The 21,061-nt window shown below is 74.4% G+C and carries 14 protein-coding genes; 6 read left to right on the top strand and 8 right to left on the bottom strand.

The annotated features are described in order from the left end of the window. Positions 1 to 3: 3 nt before the first annotated feature. Together OG985_RS13420 and OG985_RS13415 are read right to left on the bottom strand one after the other, a co-directional pair. On the bottom strand, positions 4 to 6,984 hold the full coding sequence (locus tag OG985_RS13420) for an SDR family oxidoreductase (RefSeq protein ID WP_371668547.1): 6,981 nt from the start codon (positions 6,982 to 6,984) through the stop codon (positions 4 to 6). A gap of 465 nt (positions 6,985 to 7,449) precedes the next feature. Continuing rightward, on the bottom strand, positions 7,450 to 8,769 hold the full coding sequence (locus tag OG985_RS13415) for a hypothetical protein (protein ID WP_371668546.1): 1,320 nt from the start codon (positions 8,767 to 8,769) through the stop codon (positions 7,450 to 7,452). Positions 8,770 to 8,882: 113 nt separating this feature from the next. Between OG985_RS13415 and OG985_RS13410 the strand changes: the two genes are divergently transcribed. After that, complete coding sequence (locus OG985_RS13410) at positions 8,883 to 10,103, top strand: molybdopterin-dependent oxidoreductase (protein WP_371668545.1); 1,221 nt, start codon at positions 8,883 to 8,885, stop codon at positions 10,101 to 10,103. A gap of 307 nt (positions 10,104 to 10,410) precedes the next feature. Here the strand turns inward: OG985_RS13410 and OG985_RS13405 are convergent, their stop codons facing one another. The 3 genes from OG985_RS13405 to OG985_RS13395 are packed head-to-tail and all read right to left on the bottom strand — an operon-like array spanning position 10,411 to position 12,706. Further along, the gene (locus OG985_RS13405; RefSeq protein WP_371668544.1) at positions 10,411 to 11,322 is read right to left on the bottom strand and encodes a class I SAM-dependent methyltransferase; all 912 of its coding nucleotides are present in this window, start codon (positions 11,320 to 11,322) and stop codon (positions 10,411 to 10,413) included. Then, entirely contained in the window at positions 11,319 to 11,930 is a 612-nt protein-coding gene (locus tag OG985_RS13400) for a DUF2064 domain-containing protein (RefSeq protein ID WP_371668543.1), read from the bottom strand. Before OG985_RS13400 ends, OG985_RS13405 begins: the two co-directional genes overlap by 4 nt. Continuing rightward, a complete protein-coding gene (locus tag OG985_RS13395; protein ID WP_371668542.1) occupies positions 11,927 to 12,706 on the bottom strand; it encodes a glycosyltransferase family 2 protein in 780 nt (259 codons plus the stop codon). Before OG985_RS13395 ends, OG985_RS13400 begins: the two co-directional genes overlap by 4 nt. A gap of 103 nt (positions 12,707 to 12,809) precedes the next feature. Between OG985_RS13395 and OG985_RS13390 the strand changes: the two genes are divergently transcribed. After that, positions 12,810 to 13,550 (top strand): response regulator transcription factor, encoded by a 741-nt coding sequence (locus OG985_RS13390; RefSeq protein WP_371668541.1) that lies wholly within the window; start codon positions 12,810 to 12,812, stop codon positions 13,548 to 13,550. Between the two features lie 3 nt (positions 13,551 to 13,553). Beyond that, positions 13,554 to 14,681, top strand: coding sequence for a sensor histidine kinase (locus OG985_RS13385; protein WP_371668540.1), 1,128 nt, complete (start codon positions 13,554 to 13,556; stop codon positions 14,679 to 14,681). A gap of 368 nt (positions 14,682 to 15,049) precedes the next feature. Here OG985_RS13385 and OG985_RS13380 read toward each other — a convergent pair whose 3' ends face one another. The 3 genes from OG985_RS13380 to OG985_RS13370 form a co-directional block, all read right to left on the bottom strand. Then, positions 15,050 to 16,051, bottom strand: a complete 1,002-nt coding sequence (locus OG985_RS13380) for an NAD-dependent epimerase/dehydratase family protein (protein WP_371668539.1) — start codon at positions 16,049 to 16,051, stop codon at positions 15,050 to 15,052. A gap of 97 nt (positions 16,052 to 16,148) precedes the next feature. After that, positions 16,149 to 17,588: a sensor histidine kinase gene (locus OG985_RS13375; protein WP_371668538.1), complete on the bottom strand. Its 1,440-nt coding sequence runs from the start codon at positions 17,586 to 17,588 to the stop codon at positions 16,149 to 16,151. Beyond that, positions 17,585 to 18,301, bottom strand: coding sequence for a response regulator transcription factor (locus OG985_RS13370; protein WP_371668537.1), 717 nt, complete (start codon positions 18,299 to 18,301; stop codon positions 17,585 to 17,587). The genes OG985_RS13375 and OG985_RS13370 overlap by 4 nt, the downstream gene beginning before the upstream one ends. Before the next feature lie 133 nt (positions 18,302 to 18,434). Here OG985_RS13370 and OG985_RS13365 point away from each other — a divergent pair, with 133 nt between their 5' ends. Genes OG985_RS13365 through OG985_RS13355 form a run of 3 tightly spaced genes read left to right on the top strand, consistent with a single transcriptional unit; the run spans position 18,435 to position 20,980 of the window. Then, a complete protein-coding gene (locus OG985_RS13365; protein ID WP_371668536.1) occupies positions 18,435 to 19,772 on the top strand; it encodes a ferric reductase-like transmembrane domain-containing protein in 1,338 nt (445 codons plus the stop codon). Between the two features lie 19 nt (positions 19,773 to 19,791). Beyond that, a complete protein-coding gene (locus OG985_RS13360) occupies positions 19,792 to 20,238 on the top strand; it encodes an FMN-binding protein (RefSeq protein ID WP_371668535.1) in 447 nt (148 codons plus the stop codon). Position 20,239: 1 nt separating this feature from the next. Next, the gene (locus OG985_RS13355) at positions 20,240 to 20,980 is read left to right on the top strand and encodes an FAD:protein FMN transferase (protein ID WP_371668534.1); all 741 of its coding nucleotides are present in this window, start codon (positions 20,240 to 20,242) and stop codon (positions 20,978 to 20,980) included. The last annotated feature ends 81 nt before the right edge of the window (positions 20,981 to 21,061 follow it).

Below are 21,061 nucleotides of genomic sequence, written 5' to 3'. Positions count from 1 at the left end.
CCGTCACCAGCCCGAGGCGGTGTAGACGACGGCGGTGACCGACTCCTCGCCCCAGGCGAGCTCGCGCAGCAGCGCCGCGGTGCCCTCCTCCGGGTCGATCAGCCTGATCCCGCGCCGCGCGTACTCCCGTCCGAGTTCGGGGCTCACCATGCCGGTGTGCGCGCCGGTGGGCGCCCACGGCCCCCAGTGCACGGTCAGCGCGCGGCGGCCGGTACGGGCCCGCCAGGCGGAACCGAGGCTCTGCAGGGCGTCGTTCGCGGCGGCGTAGTCCGCCTGGCCGCGGTTGCCGAGGACCGCGGAGACGCTGCCGAACAGCACGGTGAAAGCGGGCCCGTTCGGCAGGTCCTCCAGGGCCGTCAGCAGGGCCTCGGCGCCGTTCGTCTTCGTGCCGTAGACCCGTTGGAAGGAGTCGGTGCTCTTCTCGGCGATCAGCCGGTCCTCGATGACCCCGGCCGCGTGGACGACACCGTCGAGGCGGCCGTGCTCGGCGTGGATCTCCTTCACCGCCTGTAGTACGGCGTCGCTCTCGCGGACGTCGACACGGTGGTAGCGGGCGGGGCTGCCGAGGGCCGCGAGTTCGTCGAGGGTGGCGGTGATCTCCCGTTGCGCCAGCAGGAGTTCGGCGGCGCGGTTGAGCTCGGCGGGGGTGCGTCCGTCGGCGCGTGCGGCGAGTACGGCGCGCAGTTCTGCCGGGGTGCGCGCGGCGGCGGTCGCCGGGTCCTCGGGGCCGGCCGGTGCGGGTGTCCTGCCGAGCAGTTCGAGACGGCACCGGGAGGCCGCGGCGAGAGCGAGGGCGACCTGCGCGGTGATCCCCCGGGCGCCTCCGGCCAGGAGCACCACGGAGTCCCGGTCGAGGCCGATCGCGGCGGCCTCGGCGGCTCCGGCGCTGGCCGGTCCCGCGCCGCTCGTGGCGAGGGCGCCGAGCGGCGTCTCGACCAGCTCCAGCCGGTGGCGGCCCGCGGCGGTGCGCACCACGACCGGTACGGGTTCGGCCGCCTCGGGTGCGAGCAGTTCGGCGAGCAGCGCGTCGGCCACGGCGGCGGGCGTGGTGTCCGCCAGGTCGACGCTCCGCGCGACGGTCTCGGGATACTCACGGGCGACGGTGCGGAACAGGCCGTGCAGACCCGCCGGGTTCGCGTCCGCCCGCTGTACGGCGAACAGGTGGCGCGGACCGCGTCGCAGCGCGGCCTGGAACACGGGGAACGCGTCGGGCAGCACCGGCGGCCGGGCGGCCGTGAGGGAGTCGAGGTACAGCACCCCGTCCACCGGGCCGTCCGCCTCGGTGAGCAGGTGGCCGGCGGGCAGCAGCAGCGCCTCGGCGCCGTACGGGGCGAGCCGGGCGGCGATCACCTCCGCGTACTCACCGCCGCCGAGAAGGACGAGCCGCCCGACCGCCGGCACCGAGGACGGGTCGGCCGGGCCGTCGCCGTCCTGGTACTGAAGGAGCACCGGCCGCAGCTGAAGCCGTTTCGGCGCGTCACCGGTCGCGGCGGGCTGCTCCGGCCCCGACTGCTCCGGCTGCCGCTCGTGCACGGGCGGGGCGGAAGACGCGGATGGCCCGGGTAGTGCCGGTGGTGCGGGTTGTTCGTCCGGCGGGCCGAGTCGCGCCGCGAGCCAGTCGGTCACCGAGGCCGCCGTACGCGCCTTCGCCAGCTCCTCCAGCTCGGCGTCGCCGAGCGCGGCGGCGTCCACGCCTCCTCCGGCGCCCAGCCGCCTGGCCAGTTCGCCGGCGATCTCGGCCCGCTTGATGGAGTCGATGCTGAGGTCGGCCTCCAGGTCGAGATCCGGTTCGATCATGTCGACGGGATAGCCGGTGCGCTCGCTGATGATCTCCAGCACCACCCGGAGCACGTCCGTCCCCGTGACCGTCTCGGGCGCGGACGGCAACTCCGCTCGCGTCACCGGCTGTTGGACCAACGGCGGCTCGACGGCCGCCACCGCCTGCGGCGCCGGGGCGAGGGCGCCGGTCGCGGCGGGGGCCGGTATCCATGCCTGCGGTGCCGAGCCGAAGTACGTCAGCAGCACGTCCCGCTGGGCGGCCACCATCTCCCGGCTGGTCCGCAGGAACTCGACGATCAGCGCGTCCTTGTCGGCCGGGACGCCGTCGGGGTGGTTCGTCGGCACAGTCGTCTCCACAACGCGTCGGGCCGGTGCGAGGGCACCGGGAAGGAGTGCGCCGGCGGCGGTACGGACCAGTTGCCCGTCGACCGTCCAGCCGGGCCGCACGGGCGCGGCCGTCCGGGCCGTGTCGACGGCGTCGCGACCCCGGAACAGCCGTCCCGTGCGCACCGGGATTCCGGCGACGGCCAGTTGGGCGAGGGCGTCGAGCCAGCCGCGCAGACCGCTGTCGGGACGGGGCTCGCACGCGACCGCGCGATGCGGACGGTCGCCGAGGATCTGCCCGACCAGCCGGCTGAGCACGGAGCCCGGACCGGCCTCCACGAAGATCCTCGCCCCGGCCTCGTACATGGCCTCGATCTGCGCGACGAAGCGGACCGGTGCGCCGATCTGGGCGGCGAGTTCCGCCCGGACCGCGTCGGCGTCGTCGCCGTACGGGGTGGCGGTGCGGTTGGACCACACCGGGAACTCGGGAGCGCGCACGGGACGGCGCGCGAGGGCCCCGGCGAAGCGTTCCGCGCCGCCGGCCACCAGCGGGCTGTGGAAGGCGCAGGCCACGGGGATGCGTCGGGCGCCGACACCGGCTTCGCGCAGCAGTCGTACGGCGGTGTCGACGTCCTCGGTGGGGCCGGAGACGACCGTCTGGCGGGGCGAGTTGAGGTTGGCGACGACGACGGACTCGGGGGCGTCCGCCTCGCGCAGGACCCGCACGAGGTCCTCGGCGCCGGCCGCGACCGCCGCCATGGTGCCCGGGTCGTCCGCGCCGGTGGCCGCGAGGATCGCCGCGGCCCGCTCGGCGCTCAGTTCGAGCAGGGTGTCCGGCGCGAGGGCGCCGGCCGCGCACAGGGCGACCAGCTCGCCGTAGCTGTGCCCGGCCGCCATGTCCGGCCGGACGCCCATCTCGGTGAGCAGCGCGTGAGCGGCGAGCCCGGCGATGCCCAGGGCCGGCTGGGCGACCCTGGTGTCGGTGAGTTCGGCCAGCTGACGGTCCCGCCCGGCCTCGTCGAAGGCGGCCGGCGGATACAGCACGTCGGCGTACGCGCGCCCGAGGAGCAGGTAGTGCTGCAACTCGGGAAACGCGACGAACACCTCCGCCAGCATCCCGGGCCGCTGACTGCCCTGTCCGGGAAAGAGGAACGCGACCTGGCCGGGGCTGTCGGCACCGACCCCGGCGTCCGCCAGGCAGATGCCCGCCGCCGGGTCGTGTTCGCCTGCCAGGGCTCGGCGGAGTCCGGTGGTCAGTTCCGCCACGTCTGTGGCGACGATCGCGATCCGGACCGGCTCGTGCCGGGTGTCCGACCGGTGGGAGGCGGTGAGCGCGAGGTCGCGCAGGCGCCAGGGGAGGCTGCCCGCCTCGACGGCCTCGGCGATGCGCAGTACCTCCTCGGCGGCCCGCCCGGCCGCCGCCCGGTCCGCGCCCCGGAAGGTGAACAGTTCGGCGGGCCACGCGTCCAGGCCGTGGGCCGGTGGTACGGCGTCCGCGTGGGCGCCCACCACGAGGTGGAAGTTGGTGCCGCCGAAGCCGAACGCGCTGACCCCCGCGATCCGTTCGTCCGCCGGGGCCGCCCAGGGCCGCGCCCGCGTGTGGAAGACGAACGGGCTGCTCCCCTCCTCCCAGGCGGCGTTGGGTCGCCGCACGTGCAGGGTGGGCGGCTTGACGCCGGTGTACAGGGACAGCACGGTCTTGATCAGGCCGGCCAGACCCGCGGCGCATTTGGTGTGTCCGATCTGCGACTTCACCGAACCCAGCGCACACCCACCCGCCGTGGCCCCGGCCTCCGTGAACACCTCGCCGAGGACGGTGAGTTCGGTGCGGTCGCCGACCACCGTGCCGGTGCCGTGCGCCTCGACCAGGCCGACCTCGGCGGGCGAGACGCCCGCGTTGCGGTACGCCCGGCGCAGCGCGGTCCGCTGTCCCTCGGGGCGGGGCGCGGTCAGGCCCAGCGAGCGGCCGTCGCTGGAACTGCCGACGCCTCTGATCACGCCGTAGATCCGGTCGCCGTCGCGTTCGGCGTCCGCGAGCCGTTTGAGGACGACGCAGGCGACCCCCTCGCCCAGGGCGATGCCGTCGGCCGAGCTGTCGAAGGCCCGGGAGCGGCCGGTGGGGGAGAGGGCGTGAACGGACGAGAAGAGGACGTAGTCGTTGATGCCGTTGTGCAGGTCGGCACCGCCGCACAGGACGACGTCGCTGGTGCCGCCGACGAGTTCCTTGCAGGCCACGTCGACGGCGGCGAGCGAGGACGCGCAGGCCGCGTCGACCGTGTAGTTGGCGCCGCCGAGGTCGAGGCGGTTGGCGATCCGGCCCGAGATGACGTTGGCCAGCATGCCGGGAAAGGAGTCCTCGGTCAGCCGTGGGAGCTGCGCGGCGACGCCGTCCGGGATCTTCCCGTAGTACGAGGGCAGTACGGCCCGCAGGGTGGTCGCGTTGGACAGGTCGCTGCCCGCCTCCGCGCCGAACACCACGGAGGTGCGCGCCCGGTCGAACTCCCGGCCCCGCTCGCCGTATCCGGCGTCGTCGAGCGCCCGCCGGGCGGCTTCGAGAGCCAGCAGCTGGACGGGCTCGATGCTGCCGAGGGAGGCCGGTGGGATGCCGTAGCGCAGCGGGTCGAAGGGGATGCGGGGCAGGAAGCCGCCCCACTTGGACGGGGTGGCGCCGGTGTCGTCCGCGGACGGCGGCGCGTAGTGCACGGCGGGGTCCCAGCGGTCCGGCGGGACCTCGCCGACGGCGTCGTGCCCGCCGAGGACGTTCGCCCAGAACGCGGCGAGGTCGGGTGCCCCGGGGAACATGCAGGCCATGCCGACCACCGCGACGTCGAGCGGCGCGGGAGCCTCGGGGGCCGGGGTCTCGCCGGTGCCCAGGCGGCGCCGTGTCACCGCGGCGCGTTCGGTGAGGAAGCCGGCGGCCGCCTCCGTCACCGACCGGTGCAGGGCGTCGATCGTGGTGGTCGCCGAACGCAGCACGGCCACCTCCCCGGCCATGAACATGCCCTCGGCGAGCCGGCGTTCCCCGACGACCGGGGCCAGCGCTCCGGTGGCGTCGCGCTCGACTCCCTTGCTGGCGATCCGCAGCCGGCCGACGTTGAGCCGCTCCAGCTGCTCCCAGATCCGCCGGTCGGGGACGCCCCGTTCCCGCAGTTCGGCCTCGAACGCCCGGTAGCCGTCGCTGAAGGGGCTCGGCACGCAGCGGGTGGCGTGGCCGGGGGCCGTCTCCAGCAGGGTGGTCCGGGTCGCCCGGACCACCTGTTCCTGGAACAGGGGCTGAATGGCCCCTCCCGCGACCGCTTCCTCGGTGAACAGGTAGGCGGTGCCCATGAGGACACCGACGGCGGCCCCGCGCGCGGTGAGCGGCGCGGCGAGCGCGGCGACCATCGCGGCCGAGCGTTCGTCGTGCACACCCCCCGCGAAGAACACCTCGACACGCCCCGCGGTGTCCGGGTCCACGCCATCCAAGTAGTCGTCCAGTACGCCGAGTTGGGCCTCCCACAGCGGGAAGCTGCCGCGCGGTCCGACATGTCCGCCGCACTCGGAGCCCTCGAAGACGAACCGGCGTGCGCCCGCCTGGAGGAACTGCCGCAGCAGTCCCGGCGAGGGCACGTGCAGGAAGGTGCTGATCCCGGCCCGCTCCAGTGCCTCGGCCTGCGAGGGCCGCCCGCCCGCGATGATCGCGTGGCTGGGCCGCAGCTCCCGTACGGCTTCGAGCTGGGCGTTTCTGGTCTCCTCGGGCGCGAAGCCGAGCACCCCGACGCCCCAGGGGCGGCCCGCCAGCGCGGCACGGGTCTCCGCCAGCACCGCGCGAGACTGCGCGCCGCCGGCGAGGGCCAGCGCGACGAAGGGCAGTCCGCCGCCCCCGGCGACGGCGGCGGCGAATCGCGCCTGGTCGCTGACCCGGGTCATCGGCCCCTGCGCGACGGGCAGTTCGGTGCCGAGCGCCCGGCTCATGGGAGAGCCGGAGCGCAGCGCCCCGGCCGGCCCTTCGTCGCGTACCGCGTCCCGTACGGCGGCGGTCAGGGCGCGGACCACTCCGGCGGCGTCCTCCCAGCGCTCGGCGAAGCGGGCGGCGAGGAAACCGTCCTCACCCACCGGGAGCAGCTGGGTGCGCGGGTCCCGCGCGCCGAGCAGCCGCGCCACCTCGGCCGGGTCGTCGGCGGTGATCCGCGGCGTGTCCGGGCCGCGGCGGCGCAGGACGCGGTGGCCGGCCACGACCGTGGTCTCGGAGCCGTCCATCGACCGCAGCGCGGCGGCCGCCGCCTCCGCGAGCCCCGACTCGGCGAGCAGCGCCAGCTGGCTGTCCACCGCGACCCCGGCCGCGCCGCCGGCCACGGCGGCCGCCGCCGTCCGTGGACCGATGCCGCCGCAGGCCCAGACCGGGAGTCCGAGCCCCGGTGCGGCGAGGAGCTGCTGCAGCAGGACGAAGGTGCTCAGTTCGCCGACCCGGCCGCCGCTCTCCCGGCCCCGGGCGATCAGACCGTGGGCCCCGGCTCCGACCGCCGCCAGGGCCTGTTCCAGATCGGTGACCTCCACCAACACGCGGTATTCACCGGCGACTTGGTCGATCTGCCAGGGCGAGTCCGGGCCGAGGACCACGGTGTGCGGGCCGCCACCGTCCCGTGTCCCCGGTGCGAGGTCCGCGGTGTCGACGAGGTCCGTGGGGGTCAGTCGGCAGTCCCCGCCGACCCGCACCCCGAACGGCCCGGGCTTCCAGCGCCGGATCCGTGCCAGCGCCTCTCTGGATCTTCGGTCGCCGGGTCCGAGGTCGAGCACCCCGAGTCCGCCGGCCCGGCTGACGGCGGCGGCGAGCCTGGCGTCCGGTTCACGAAAGGGAGTGATTCCAATGATCAGGTCTTCGGCGCGCACAGCAGACGTCATGATTCTCCGCATAAACGGTGAGACTGCATGGTGGGGGGTTACGGCCTGCAGAAGACGAATTGGCTCGCAAAGCGCGTCTTTTCCGTGCCGCGCCACGAGAAACTCGCGTAGAAAGGTGAGGGAAAGCTAGCCCCGTGGTTACCCGCGGGTCAACGGTGCCTTCGTCGTGCTCTGTGTCACCGAACCGATTCAGCCAGTGTGGACCGCCTGCCTCAAACAGCCGAAAATCCGGCCAATCTCCTTCAGAGGGCCGTCACGCGGACCACAGCGGCGCAAGTCCCCCAAACTCACCGGCGGATTCACCCGTGCCTCACACTCCGGAAACGTGAACGACGGCGTGGCCGGGCCTCGTGACTTCCCCTGTCTCCCGGGTGAACGACGAATCCGATTCCGGGTAATTCGACCTGCCGTACCAATGCGGCCTGATCGCGGAGCGAATTCGGACTTCCGCCGGTCCCGCCGCCGTCACCATCCGGTCCGCAGCAGGTGGTTGACGAGCAGGGCGAGGACGGCCTGCGCGGTGAGCCAGGCGCGCGGCCGGGTCAGGAACGCGCAGGCCGGCAGCAGCCACACCGCGAACGGCAGCCAGATGCGTTCCGTCTCCGCCTTGCTCATGCCGGACAGGTCGGCGGCGAGCAGCGCGAGGAGGGCCGCGCACACCAGCAGGGCGAGCCGGAAGGCGGGGCGCGTACGCCGTTCGCCGGCGAGCGTGACACCGGTCCGTCGCAGCCCCGCCACCGTCGCCGGTCCCGTCATCACCACGGTGCACGCCAGGTTCGCCCACACCCAGTAGGCGTACGGCCGGACGCCGCCCGCCCCCTCGTGGTAGCGCCGGACCAGCAGACGGTACGCCTCCCACCAGTCGAAGCCCGCGACCGTGAACGCCACGGGTACGACGGCGAAGCCCGCCGCCAGGAAGAGCACCGGCCGAAGGCGGCGGGAGCCGAGGAGCAGGACGGCGGCGACGATCAGGGCGAGGAGGGTGAGGCCGTAGGAGAGGTACACGGTCAGACCGAGCAGGAGACCGGAGGCGGCGCCGGTCCACGCCGGGCGGTGTCCCGTCACCGCGAGCGCGAGCAGGGCGACCGCCCAGGCGGCGACGGCCGCGAAGTAGCCGTCGGCGGAGGTGCCGACCCACACCGCGGCCGGTGCCAGGACCAGGAACGGTGCGGCGCGGCGGGCGAGCGGCTCGCCCGCGAGGGCGCGTACGGCGACGAGGACCGCGACCGCCGCGGTCGTGCCGACCGTGACGCACCAGGTTCCCGCCCAGCCCCCGCCGCCCAGTCCGATCCGGTCGAGGAGGACGAAGGTGAGGGTCGCACCCGGGGGATGCCCGGCCACGTGCGCGGGCCAGTTGTCCGGGGAGTCGATCAGGATGTGCCCGGTGAAGTCCCGCAGCGCGGCGGGGATGTCCTGGAAGCGGTCGACGACCGGGAGGTACTCGTTCCGGGTCGTCAGCTGCTCGGCGACGCCCCGGTACCAGCCGTCGACCAGGGCGAGGGACCACGTCCAGGCCGCGCCGGCCGCCCAGACGGCGAGCAGCAGGCGGCGCCAGGACAGCCGGGCGGCCAGTGCCGGGCCGTACGCCACGACCAGGGCGGCGACGACGAGCGCGGCCGGGGTGCCGGGCCCGACGTGCGGGTCCCAGTCCGCCAGGAGCGGCGGCCAGTTGACCCGGAGGGTGCCGTCCCGGTGCTCGACGGCCGCGCCGACGACCACGGCCGCCACGACGAGCAGGGCGGCGGCCGCCGCCGCGTACAGGTCACGCAGGAGATCGCGGTTCACGCGCAAACGCTAGGTCGCGGCGGCTCCTCCGGACGGCTGACAGGCGCGGACGTCAGAGTTTCGTCATGGTTCGCGGCCCCTTTCACGAGGGGGTGCGGGCCTACCGTCGGGGCATGCGACGCTCTCCCTTCTCGCCCGCGTTCTGGCGCAGCCCCCTGCGCGGCCCCTGGTTCACCTCGGTGCTCGGGGTGGTGCTGCTCGGCGGGATCACGGTGCTGTTCGTGACGGGGCTGCTGTCGTACGCCGCCTACAACCCGGGCCTGTCACCGGTGAACGACAAGACCCCCGACAAGGGGATCCTCGGCTTCTACCTCTTCGCGTGGCCGACCGACCCGTCGTGGCTGTACCGGCTCACCCAGGGGGTGCACGTCACCCTGGGACTCACCCTGATCCCCGTCCTGCTGGCCAAGCTGTGGTCGGTGGTGCCGCGGCTGTTCGCGCTGCCCCCGGCCCGTTCCCTCGCGCACGCCCTGGAGCGGATCTCGCTGCTCCTGCTGGTCGGGGGCGGCCTGTTCGAGTTCGTCACCGGCGTGCTCAACGTCCAGCTCGACTACGTCTTCCCCGGCTCCTTCTACCCCCTGCACTTCTACGGCGCCTGGGTGTTCTTCGCCGCCTTCCTCGCGCACGCCGTGCTGAAGCTGCCCATGGCCCTGCGCAACCTCCGCGGACTGCGCCAGGAGCACAGCGACCTGGTGTCGCCCGAGCCGGCCGAGCCGACCGTGTCGCGGCGCGGTGCGCTGTGGCTGGTCGGAGGTGGCTCGCTGCTGCTGTTCGCCACGTCGGCCGGCCGCAGCTTCGACGGACCGCTGCGGCAGACCGCCGTCCTCACCCCGCACGGCGGTCCCGAGCCCGGCACCGGGCCGAACGGCTTCCAGATCAACAAGACGGCCGCCTACGCCGGCATCCGGACGGTGGAGACGAGCGAGGACGCCTGGCGGCTGGTGCTGACCGGCCGCACCGGCACGGTTCGGCTGAGCCGGGCCGATCTGCTCCAACTGCCCCTGCACAGCTCGGCGTTGCCCATCGCCTGTGTCGAGGGCTGGTCGACCTCCGACCAGTGGTGGCGCGGCGTACGGCTGAGGGACCTCGCGGGCCTCGTCGGGTACGACGATCCGCCGGACGTCCTCGTGGAGTCCCTGCAACGGCACGGCGCGTTCCGCCGGGCCGCCCTGCGCGCCAACCAGACCGGCGACCCGCGCTCCCTGCTCGCCCTGTCCGTCAACGGCGAGGACCTGACCCCCGACCACGGCCACCCGGCGCGGATCATCGTGCCCGCCGCACCCGGTGTGCTCAACACCAAGTGGGTGGCCCGGATGACCTTCGGAGACCTGTGATGCGCAAGCCGCCGCCCGTCGGCAGTCCGTTCCAACTGCTCCTGTTGGCCTGCTCGTTCGCCCTCGCCGGCTATGCGGGCGTACGGCTGCTCGCGGGAGACTGGTTCGGGGTCGCGCTGTGGTTCGTCGGGGCGGCCCTGCTCCACGACCTGGTGCTGCTGCCGCTGTACGCCACCGCCGACCGCGCACTCGTGCGGGCGGCGGGCCGGCGCCAGGACCTCGTCCTGTACGTCCGGGTGCCCGCCGCCCTGTCCGGGCTGCTCCTGCTGGTGTGGTTCCCGCTGATCAGCGGGCGGGTGACGAAGCGCTACGCCGGGGCCACCGGACTGTCCGCGGCCGACTTCACGGCCCGTTGGCTGCTGTTGACGGCCGCGTTGTTCGGCGGCTCGGCGCTGCTGTTCCTGTTCCGGTCCCGGCCGCGGTGGCGCAGGGCGGCGAAGCAGCGACCGCCGGCCGTCCACTGATCTACGGCACGCCAGCCCGCGCGGTCCGCGTGCCGCAGCAGGGCCGGCGTGCCGAGCCGGGCCCACGGGAAGGGGTTGCCCGCGGTTCCCCGGGCGTCGGTGACATGGACCACGACCCGTTCGTCGAGGTCCGGCACCGGTACCGTCTCGACGATCAACAGGCCGTTGGAGTCGAGGAGTTGGGCCATCCGCGCGAGCAGGGCCCGCGGGTCGCCGCCGATGCCGACATTGCCGTCGACCAGGAGCGCGGTGCCCCAGCGGCCCTCGCCCGGGAGTGGCTCGAAGACCGAGCGGCGCAGCGCCTGCCCGCCCGAACGGACCGTGCGCGCGACGGCCGCCTCACTGACGTCGATGCCCAGCGCCCGCCGCCCCCGGGTGCCGAGGGCCGCGACCAGGCGGCCGGGCCCGCAGCCCACGTCGAGCACGGCGCCCTCGCAGCGGCGCAGCACCTCCAGGTCCGCCGCGTCGGCGTCCGCGCACCAGCGCTCCACCTCGAGGGGCAGCAGCCAGCCGTCGGCGCGGCTCAGGAAGAGCGGGCCCCGACCGGCCCGCAGGGCGTCGGAGTAGGGATCGGCCGACCACGAGCGCTCCTCGGCGCGTCCCGACTGCCGCACGATGTGCGCCGGACCCGTGGCGAGGCCGGCCGTGGTGTTCGTCGCGGCCGTCGCCGTTGTCGGGGCCGCCGACTCGTCGGTCCGGGTCGCCGGCGCGGTCTGCGCCGCGCGCGCCGTCCGGGTCGCCCGCGCCGTGCTCACCGGCCACCCGCTCCGCCGAGCCGGGACAGCTCCGCGGCGAACCGTCCGGCCGGTGCCTCCTTGGCGACCAGGTCGGCGTCGTAGGCCGTGTCCACGTCCCGCAGGCACGGCAGGTCCCGCACCCGGAGGCCCGCGAGCCGGGCCCGCTGTGCGGCACCCGTGAGGGCTGTCGACATCGGGACCCCGCGCAGCAGCCCGGGGTCCGGTTCCGCCAGGCCGAGCGCCCAGAAGCCGCCGTCCACGGCAGGTCCGAAGTACGCGTCGCAGTCGGCGAAGTCGACGGTCAGCAGCTCGGGAGTCACCTGCGGGGTGTCCATCCCGATGAGCAGGGCCGGCCCGGTACAGCCCGCGAAGGCCGCGGCCAGCCGCTCGTCGAGGCCGCCCGCGCACTGCCGTACGACCTCGAACCCGGCCGGCAGCCAGGGGCCCGGCGCGCCGTCCAGGACCAGGACCCGGCGCCGGGCGGGCGTCCGCGCCACGGCGTCCAGGGTGTCCGCGAGAGCGGCCTCGGCGAGCCCGGCCGCCTCCCGCGGGCTGAACGGCGGCGTCAGCCGGGTCTTCACCCGCCCGGGCAGCGGCTCCTTGGCGATGACGAGAAGTGTGGTCAACGACGGGTTCCTTCCCGGACGGGCGAATCGGAGGGAGCGGCCGGGCCGAGCGAACCGCCGGAGGTGGCGGGGTCCTCGGTCAGTACGTGGCTCATGTCCCGTACCGCCTGCCAGGTTCCGCGCCAGGTGCCCGTCACCTTGGACGTGCCCGTGCGCGGGCGGTACGGGACGTCGTACTCGGCGATCCGCCAGCCCGCGTCCGCGGCGCGCACCACCATCTGGAGCGGATAGCCGCTGCGCCGGTCGGTCAGACCGAGGGAGAGCAGCGGCTCGCGGCGGGCGGCGCGCAGCGGGCCGAGGTCGCGCAGGCGCAACCCGGTGCGACGGCGCAGGAGACGGGAGAGCGCCAGGTTGCCGGCCCGGGCGTGGGCGGGCCAGGCGCCGGCCCCCTGCGGACGGCGCCGGCCGAGCACCAGGTCCGCCTCACCGGCCCTGATCCGGCGCACGAACGGCACCAGGTCGGCCGGATCGAGGGAGGCGTCGCAGTCGCAGAAGCAGACGATGTCGGCCGTGGCGGCGGTCAGACCGGCGTGGCAGGCGGCGCCGAAGCCGCGCCGCTCCTCCCGTACGACCGTCGCGCCGAGCTCCTGGGCGATGCGGGCCGAGCCGTCCGTGGAGCCGTTGTCCACGACGAGCGCACGCCAGCCGGGCGGGATGCGCTCCAGCACCCGGGGCAGGGCCTCCGCCTCGTCGAGACAGGGCAGGACGACGTCGACGGACGCCGCCTTGGAAGCCGTAGGGGAATCCGTGGGGATAGAGGTCGTCACGGCTCTCACCCTACGAGCGGGAAACGGGCATACCGGGCACTGGCTCCTTACGAAACAAGGACGTCGGCTGCCGTGGACGGCACCGGCGGGCGCGTGGTGCGAGGCTGGCGGCATGGAGCAGCAGCCGTACGCACCCGGCGGGGCCCGGGTCCTCGTCGTCGACGACGACCCGACCGTGTCCGAGGTGGTCTCCGGGTACCTCGACCGGGCCGGATACGTGGTGGACCGGGCCGGTGACGGCCCCGACGCGCTCGCCCGGGCGGCCGCGCACTGGCCCGACCTGGTCGTGCTGGACCTCATGCTGCCGGGCATGGACGGCCTTGAGGTGTGCCGGCGCATGCGCGGGCAGGGGCCCGTGCCGGTCATCATGCTCACCGCGCGCGGCGACGAGGACGACCGCATCCTCGGCCTGGAGGTGGGCGCCGACGACTACGTCACCAAGCCCTTCAGCCCCCGTGAACTCGTCCTGCGCGTCGAGTCGGTGCTGCGCCGCAGCCGCCCGGCCCAGTCGTCGGCGAACCGCCCCGACCAGCCGCCGGCGACCCTTCGTGCCGGCGGACTGGCGCTCGACCCCGCGGCCCGGCGTGCCGTCAAGGGCGCGACCGAACTGGCCCTCACCATCCGTGAGTTCGACCTCCTCGCCTTCTTCATGCGGCACTCCGGGCGCGTGTTCAGCCGGGAGGACCTGATGCGGGAGGTGTGGGGCTGGGACTTCGGTGACCTGTCGACCGTCACCGTCCACGTCCGCCGACTGCGCGGCAAGGTCGAGGACGATCCGGCGCGCCCGCGGCTGGTCCAGACGGTCTGGGGCGTCGGGTACCGCTTCGACGCGGGCAGCGAAGGGGAGGTGTGATCGATGGGCGACACCCTCCTCATCGCCGTCTACGCCTTCCTCGGCGCCGCCGCGGCCGGCCTGCTCGGGGCGTGCGTGCTGCTGCTGATCCGGCGGCGCTCCCTGGTCGCGCACCTCACCGTGGTCGTCGCCGTCGCCGTCACCGCGATGCTCGCCGGCACGCTCGCGGTCGCGGACGCCATGTTCCTGTCCGCACACGACCTGAAGGTCGTCACCACGGTCGTCGCGATGGCCGCCGTCGTCTCCCTGGCCGGCGCGCTGCTGCTCGGCCGCTGGGTCGTCGCCCGCAGCCGCGCCCTCGCGCTCGCCGCCCGCTCCTTCGGCGACGGCGGCGACTTCACCTCGCCCGTCGGCCCCGCGACCGCCGAACTCGAAGCACTGAGCCGCGAGTTGGAGGCGACCAGCGCCAAGCTCGCGGCCTCCCGGGAACGCGAACGCGCCCTGGAGTCCTCCCGGCGCGAGCTCGTCGCCTGGATCTCGCACGACCTGCGGACCCCGCTGGCCGGTCTGCGCGCGATGTCCGAGGCGCTGGAGGACGGCGTCGCCGCCGACCCGAAACGCTACCTACGGCAGATCCGTACCGAGGTGGAGCGCCTCAACGGCATGGTGGGCGACCTCTTCGAGCTCTCCCGCATCCACGCGGGCAGCCTCACCCTCACGCTCTCCCGTATGTCGCTGTACGACCTGGTCGGCGACGCCCTCTCGGGAGCGGACGCGCTCGCCCGCCAGAACGGGGTACGGCTGGTCGGCGCCCGCGTCGAACAGGTGCCGGTCGAGGTCGACGGCCGGGAGATGAGCCGCGTCCTCGGCAACCTCCTCGTCAACGCCATCCGCCGGACCCCGGCCGACGGCACGGTCGCCGTCGCCGCCGAGCGCTCGCCCGACGGCGTCGTCCTGTCCGTCACGGACGGCTGCGGCGGCATCCCCGAGGAGGACCTGCCCCGCGTCTTCGACACCGGCTGGCGCGGCACCCACGCCCGGACCCCACCGGCCGGCGCGGGACTCGGCCTCGCCATCGTCCGCGGCATCGTCGAGGCCCACCAGGGACGCGCCACCGTACGCAACGTCGCCGGCGGCTGCCGCTTCGAGGTGACACTCCCGACGGCCGGGGGGTCGTTCGCGGGCCCATGAGACACGGGTGAGCGGCGGCCCCCCAGCGCACGCACCTTGCCCATGGCCGGCGGGCGCCGACCGACGAGACGCAGGTCGGCGCCCGCCGGGCAGAGCGCGTACGCGCCTTCGGGCTCGTGGCGGTGGCGTTGTGGGGTGGTGGTGTCCGGTGCCGGGGTGGCGGCCGGGTGGCGAGACGCAGGTCGGTGCCCGCTAGGCAGAGCGCGTACGCGCCTTCGGGCTCGTGGCGGTGCCGTTGTGGGGTGATGGTGGCCGGTGCCGGGGTGGTGGGCGGCCTGTGAGACGCAGGTCGGTGCCTGCCGGGTGCAGCGCGCAGGTGCGGTGGCGTTGGTGGAGCTGCCCGGCGGCCCGGCGCCGCCCCCCCCGCGTCAGCCGGTGCCCAGGGGGGCGTGGGCGAACTCCCGCATTCCCTCCTCGAACGCGGTCTCCGCCTTCCAGCCCAGTTCGGCCCGCAGCCGGGCCGAGTCCGCCGTGATGTGCCGGACGTCTCCGAGGCGGTACTCGCCGGTGACGGCGGGCTCGGGGCCGCCGTACGCGGCGGCCAGGGCGCGGGCCATCTCGCCGACCGTGTGCGGCTCGCCGCTCCCGGTGTTGTACGCCGTGAGCGCGCCCTCGGGTGAACCGGCCTCCAGCGCCGCCACGTTGGCCGCGGCCACGTCCCGCACGTGGACGAAGTCCCGCCGCTGACCGCCGTCCTCGAAGACCCGCGGTGCCTCGCCGCGGGCGAGCGCCGAGCGGAAGAAGGAGGCGACGCCCGCGTACGGGGTGTCGCGCGGCATACCGGGCCCGTACACGTTGTGGTAGCGCAGCGACACCGCCGAGCCGCCCGTGGCCCGGGCCCACGCGGCCGCCAGGTGTTCCTGGGCGAGCTTGGTGGTGGCGTACACGTTCCGCGGGTCGGCCGGGGCGTCCTCGGCGACGAGCCCGGGGGAGAGGTCGGCGCCGCACCTCGGGCAGGTCGGCTCGAAGCGTCCGGCGTCCAGGTCGTCGACGGCCCGTGGCCCCGGCCGCACCACCCCGTGCCGCTCGCACGTGTACCGCCCCTCGCCGTACACCACCATGGACCCGGCCAGCACCAGCCGCCGTACGCCCGACTCCGCCATGGCGGTGAGCAGGACGGCGGTGCCGAGGTCGTTGCGGGACACGTACTCCGCCGCGTCGGCGAAGCCCGCGCCCAGGCCGACCATCGCCGCCTGATGGCAGACGGCGTCCACGCCGGCCACGGCGCGGCCGACCGCGCCGGGGTCCCGCACGTCGGACCCCGGGTGGGCCCGGACGTCGTACACGACGGGCTCGTGCCCGTTCGCCTCCAGTGCCCTGACGATCTGACACCCGATGAACCCGGCACCGCCGGTGACCAGTACACGCATGACCCCACGCTAGGGCCGGCCGAGGCCGAACCCCCCGGACCGCGCCCAGCACGTCACCGGTCCGTAAGACCTGGCCCGCCGGGCCGCCGGAGCCCGCTCAGCGGCCCAGGGGGAGTGTCACCGTGAACACCGTGCTTCCCGGGGCGTCGGACAGGTCGATCGTGCCGCCGTGTGCGCGGACCAGGGCGGTCGCGACCGCGAGGCCCAGGCCGCTGCCGCCGCGGTCGCGGCTGCGGGCCTTGTCGACGCGGTAGAAGCGGTCGAAGACCCGCTCCCGGTCGGCGGGCGGGATACCGGGGCCGACGTCGGTGACCCGGACCAGGGCCGCGCCGGGCTCGGTCGAGACGGTCACGGACACCGCCGTGCCGGGCGGGGTGTGCACGGCGGCGTTCGTCAGCAGGTTGTCCAGGACCTGCCGGATGCGCTGCGGATCGAGGCGCAGCTCCAGCGCCCCGGCGTCGTGCGCCACCGTCAGCGGGTGGTCCGGGTGGCTCGCCCGGAACGCGTCGGCCGCCTGCTCGACGAGCTCCGTCAGATCCGCCTGCTCCGGCCGCAGCGGCGTCTCCACCTCGGCTGCGTCCAGGCGGGCGAGCAGCAGCAGGTCGTCCAGCAGGACGCCCATCCGCGCGGCCTCGGCCCGCAGCCGGGCCAGGTGCCGGTCCCGTTCCTCGGGGGCGTTGGCGGCCGCGTACTGGAAGAGGTCGGCGTACCCGCGTACGGACATCAACGGCGTCCGCAGCTCGTGCGAGGCGTCCGCGACGAAGCGGCGCAGCCGCTGTTCGGCCGCCGCGCGGACCGCGAGGGAGTCGTCGATGTGCTCCAGCATGGTGTTGAAGGCGGTGCGCAGCTCCTCCACCTCGGGACCGCCGCCCGGACTGTCGGCGCGCAGCGGGAGCCGGGCCGCCGACTCGGACAGGTTGTGGGAGGCGATGCCGTGGGCGGTGTGCGCCATGTCGCTGAGCGGCTTCAGACCGCGCCGCAGCATCCGCCGGCCGAACACCACGAGTGCCAGCAGCGCGAGACCGAACGCGACGACCTGCACGGTGATCAGCTGCCGCATCGTGGCGTCGATGTTCGCGGTGGGCGCGGCGCTGACCAGCACCACGCCCGGTTCGACCTCGCAGGCCCGCAGTTGGTAGGCGCCCTTCCCGTCGATCGTCGCCACGCGGGTGAGCTCGGTGTCCGAGCGTGCCATCGTCTCGGCGAGGGCCGTGAACGCCACGGTGTCGGCGGGCACGTCGGCGGGCGTGCGCAGGGCCGCCGAGTTCCCCGACACGTCGTACACGGCCGTGTACCAGCCGTAGTACGGCTGTCGTCTGACCGTGCCGTGCGCCTCGGCGTCCTTGGACTGCACGACCTGCACGAGCTTCAGCTGCTGGCCCAACTGATGGTCCAGGTAGTCACGCATGTACATGGTCAGCGCGGTGCCGACCACGGCGAACACCGCGAGCGACAGCACCCCGAGGCCGAGGGCCAGCCGGGTGCCCAGCCGGAGCCTGCGGTACGTCCGCCACAGCCGGGTCGCCCGCCCGGTCACTCGGCCGCCTGCCGGACCACGTACCCGAAGCCCCGGACCGTGTGGATGAGCGGCGTCCTGTCCTCGGCGGGCTCGTCGAGCTTGCGGCGGAGCCGGCTGACGACCAGCTCGACGACGTTGGAGCGGCCCCCGAAGCCGTACTCCCACACATGGTCGAGGATCTGCGCCTTGGTCAGCACGGTGGGGGACTTGCGCATCAGGTAGCGCAGCACCTCGTACTCGGTCGGGGTGAGGGTGAGCAGCCGGTCGCCGCGCCGCACCTGGCGGGTGTCCTCGTCCATCGTCAGGTCCGCGACCCGCAGCACGGAACGCTGGAAACCGGGGCCGGCGCTGCGCCGCAGCACGGTCCGCAGCCGGGCCATGAGCTCCTCCACCGCGAATGGCTTGACCAGGTAGTCGTCACCGCCGCGGGTCAGCCCCGCGACCCGGTCGGCGACGGTGTCGCGGGCCGTGAGGAACACCACGGGCACCATCGTGCCCACGGCGCGCAGCCGGTCGAGGACGCCGAAACCGTCCACGTCCGGCAGCATCAGGTCCAGCACCACGATGTCCGGGTGGAACTCGGCGGCCAGCCGCAGCGCCTCCTCGCCGGAGTTCGCGGTGGCCGCCTCCCAGCCCTCGTAGCGGGCGACCGTGGCGACGAGGTCGGCGATCGGCGGGTCGTCGTCCACGACGAGGAGGCGTACTTTGTCCACCCGCTCATAGTGCTTCACACGCCTCCCGGCACCAGGCCCGGTGACCGGGCGCGGACCACATCGATAACCTCTTGAAAGATAAACGACAGCGGAACGACAGCTTCGGCGCGCCAAGCTCGTACCCCGGACCCGATCAAGGAGCTGCCGTCCCGTGACGACCGTCCAATCGCCCTCCGCGCCCCCCACGGCGATACGGCCCAGGGTGGTGGCCCGCACGGGCCTGTACGCCGTACTGGCCGTCAACGCGGCCGTGGTGACCTTCTTCTTCACCCAGGCCGGCTTCGCGTCGAACACCCTCATCGTGCTGGGCCGGCTGGCCGGCCTGTACGGCGCGCTCCTGATGGCCTTCCAGTTGCTGCTGGTGGCCCGGCTGCCCTGGCTCGACCGCCGCATCGGCATGGACCGGCTGACCTCCTGGCACCGCTGGACCGGCTTCGGCATCCTCTGGACGCTCCTCGCGCACGCCGTGTTCATCACCTTCGGCTACGCCGAGTCGTCCTCCCTGGACCCGGTGAACCAGCTGGTCGACCTCGCCGAGACCGTCGAAGGCGTGCTCCGCGCCGTCGTCGCGCTGTCGGTCATCCTCGTCGTGGGCGCCGTCTCCGGCCGCTACGCCCGGCGCCGGCTCGCGTACGAGACCTGGCACTTCATCCACCTGTACACGTACGCCGCGGTGGTCCTGGCCTTCACGCACCAGGTCGCGGTCGGTACGACGTTCACCTCCTCGTCCGCGGCCACCACCTACTGGTACGCCGTGTGGGGCGTCGCCCTCGGTTCGGTGGTCGTGGGCCGGCTGGTGCTGCCGCTGTGGCGGAACTGGCGTCACCAGCTGCGCGTCACAGCCGTCGTCCCCGAGTCCGACAACGTGGTCTCGATCCACATGACCGGCCGCGACCTCGACCGGCTGCCCGCCCGGGCCGGCCAGTTCTTCCTGTGGCGCTTCATGACCCGGGACCGCTGGTGGCAGGCCAACCCGTTCTCGCTGTCGGCCGCCCCCGACGGCCGCACGCTCCGGCTCACCGCCAAGGCGGCCGGCGAGGGCACCGCGGCCCTGCGGCACGTGAAGGTCGGCACGCGGGTCTTCGCCGAGGGCCCCTACGGCGCCTTCACCGCCCTGCACCGCACCCGGCCGGAGGCCGTGCTCATCGCCGGCGGCGTGGGCGTCACCCCCATCCGCGCGCTGCTGGAGGAACTGGAGGGCCACGCGGTGGTCCTCTACCGGGTCGCCACCGACCGGGACGCCGTCCTCTACGACGAGCTGCGGGAACTCGCCCACGCCAAGGGCGCCGCACTGCACCTGGTGACCGGGCCGGTCAGCCCCGACAAGCTGGCGCCCGCCGAACTCGCGCGGCTGGTGCCGGACATCGCCGACCGGGACGTCTTCCTGTGCGGGCCGCCGCCGATGATGAACGCGGTGCTGGGCAGCCTGCGCGAGCTGGGTGTGCCCAAGCCGCAGATCCACTTCGAACGCTTCAGCCTGGCCGGCTGAGAAGGACGGGGAGAACACCGTGAAACGAGCACTGCCCGTCCTTGTCCTGAGCATCGCCGGCCTGGTCCCGCTGTGGCGCTACGAGCCGTCGACGCAGACCTCCACCACCCAGGTCGCCGCCCCGGCCCCGTCGGCGTCCTCCTCCGCGACCGCATCCGACTCTGCCTCCCCGTCGTCGTCCTCCCCGGGGTCCTCCGGCGCGTCCAAGCAGGTGGTCGCGGGGACGACGGTCACCACCGAGAAGGGGCCCGTACAGGTCGAGGTGACCTTCGACGGCGACGAGATCACCGCCGTACGGACGCTCCAGCAGCCCGACCACCCGCAGACGACGGCCGCCGTGCCCCAGCTGATCGCGGAGACGCTCGAGGCGCAGAGCGCGGACATCGACACGGTGTCCGGCGCGACGATCACGAGCGACGGATACCGGGAGTCCCTGCAGGCCGCCCTCGACGCCAAGAGCGGCTGACGTGCGGCGCGTCGAGCAGGTGATGGGCTTCCCGGTCTCGCTGCGGATCGACGGCGAGGGCGAGTTCGGCGCGGCGGCCGACGCGGTCTTCGCGTGGCTGCGGGAGACCGACGCCCGGTTCAGCCCCTTCAAGGCCGACAGCGAGGTGTCCCGGCTGGACCGGGGCGAGCTGCCGGCCGACGCCGTGAGCGCGGACCTCGCCGAGATCCTCGACCTGTGCGAGCACTACCGGGCCGTGACCGGCGGGGCCTTCGACGTACGGCTGCCCGGCCGTGGTCTCGACCCCTGCGCGGTGGTCAAGGGCTGGTCGGTGCAGCGGGCGGCCGAGCTGCTCACGGCGGCCGGGGCGAGCAGGTTCTGCCTCAACGCCGGCGGTGACGTCGTCGCGTCCGGCGGCCCCTGGCGCGTGGGCGTACGGCATCCCGAGCACGCCGACCGACTGTGCACGGTCCTGGAGCTCACCGACGGGGCGGTCGCGACCTCCGCGCGCTACGAGCGCGGCGACCACATCATCGACGGGCGCAGCGGGCGTCCGGCGACCGGACTGCTCAGCCTGACCGTCGTGGCCCCGACGCTGACCGAGGCGGACTCGGTCGCGACGGCGGCCTTCGCGATGGGCGCCGAGGGTGTCGAGTGGGCCGCCGGTCTCGACGGCTGCGAGGTGTTCGCGGTGGACGCCGACCGGCGTGTGCTGCGCACCCCCGGCCTTCCCGTCGCCGAGAAGCGCCCGGCGGCAGCCTGAGACGTGACGTGACCGGCGGTGTCCGGCACGAGGCGACCGACAGCGGCGGGCCGCCGGAGAGGTGTCTCCGGCGGCCCGCCG

Origin of the sequence: Streptomyces sp. NBC_00289 (assembly GCF_041435115.1) — a bacterium.
In the GTDB taxonomy this organism is placed as follows: Bacteria; Actinomycetota; Actinomycetes; order Streptomycetales; family Streptomycetaceae; genus Streptomyces.
This window is presented reverse-complemented; position numbering and strand designations above follow the sequence as displayed.

Coding starts and splice junctions, on each gene's coding strand:
- OG985_RS13410 (WP_371668545.1), top strand. CDS start 8,883: ATGCGACGCTCTCCCTTCTCGCCCGCGTTCTGGCGCAGCCCCCTGCGC.
- OG985_RS13380 (WP_371668539.1), bottom strand. CDS start 16,051: ATGCGTGTACTGGTCACCGGCGGTGCCGGGTTCATCGGGTGTCAGATC.
- OG985_RS13390 (WP_371668541.1), top strand. CDS start 12,810: ATGGAGCAGCAGCCGTACGCACCCGGCGGGGCCCGGGTCCTCGTCGTC.
- OG985_RS13420 (WP_371668547.1), bottom strand. CDS start 6,984: ATGACGTCTGCTGTGCGCGCCGAAGACCTGATCATTGGAATCACTCCC.
- OG985_RS13385 (WP_371668540.1), top strand. CDS start 13,554: ATGGGCGACACCCTCCTCATCGCCGTCTACGCCTTCCTCGGCGCCGCC.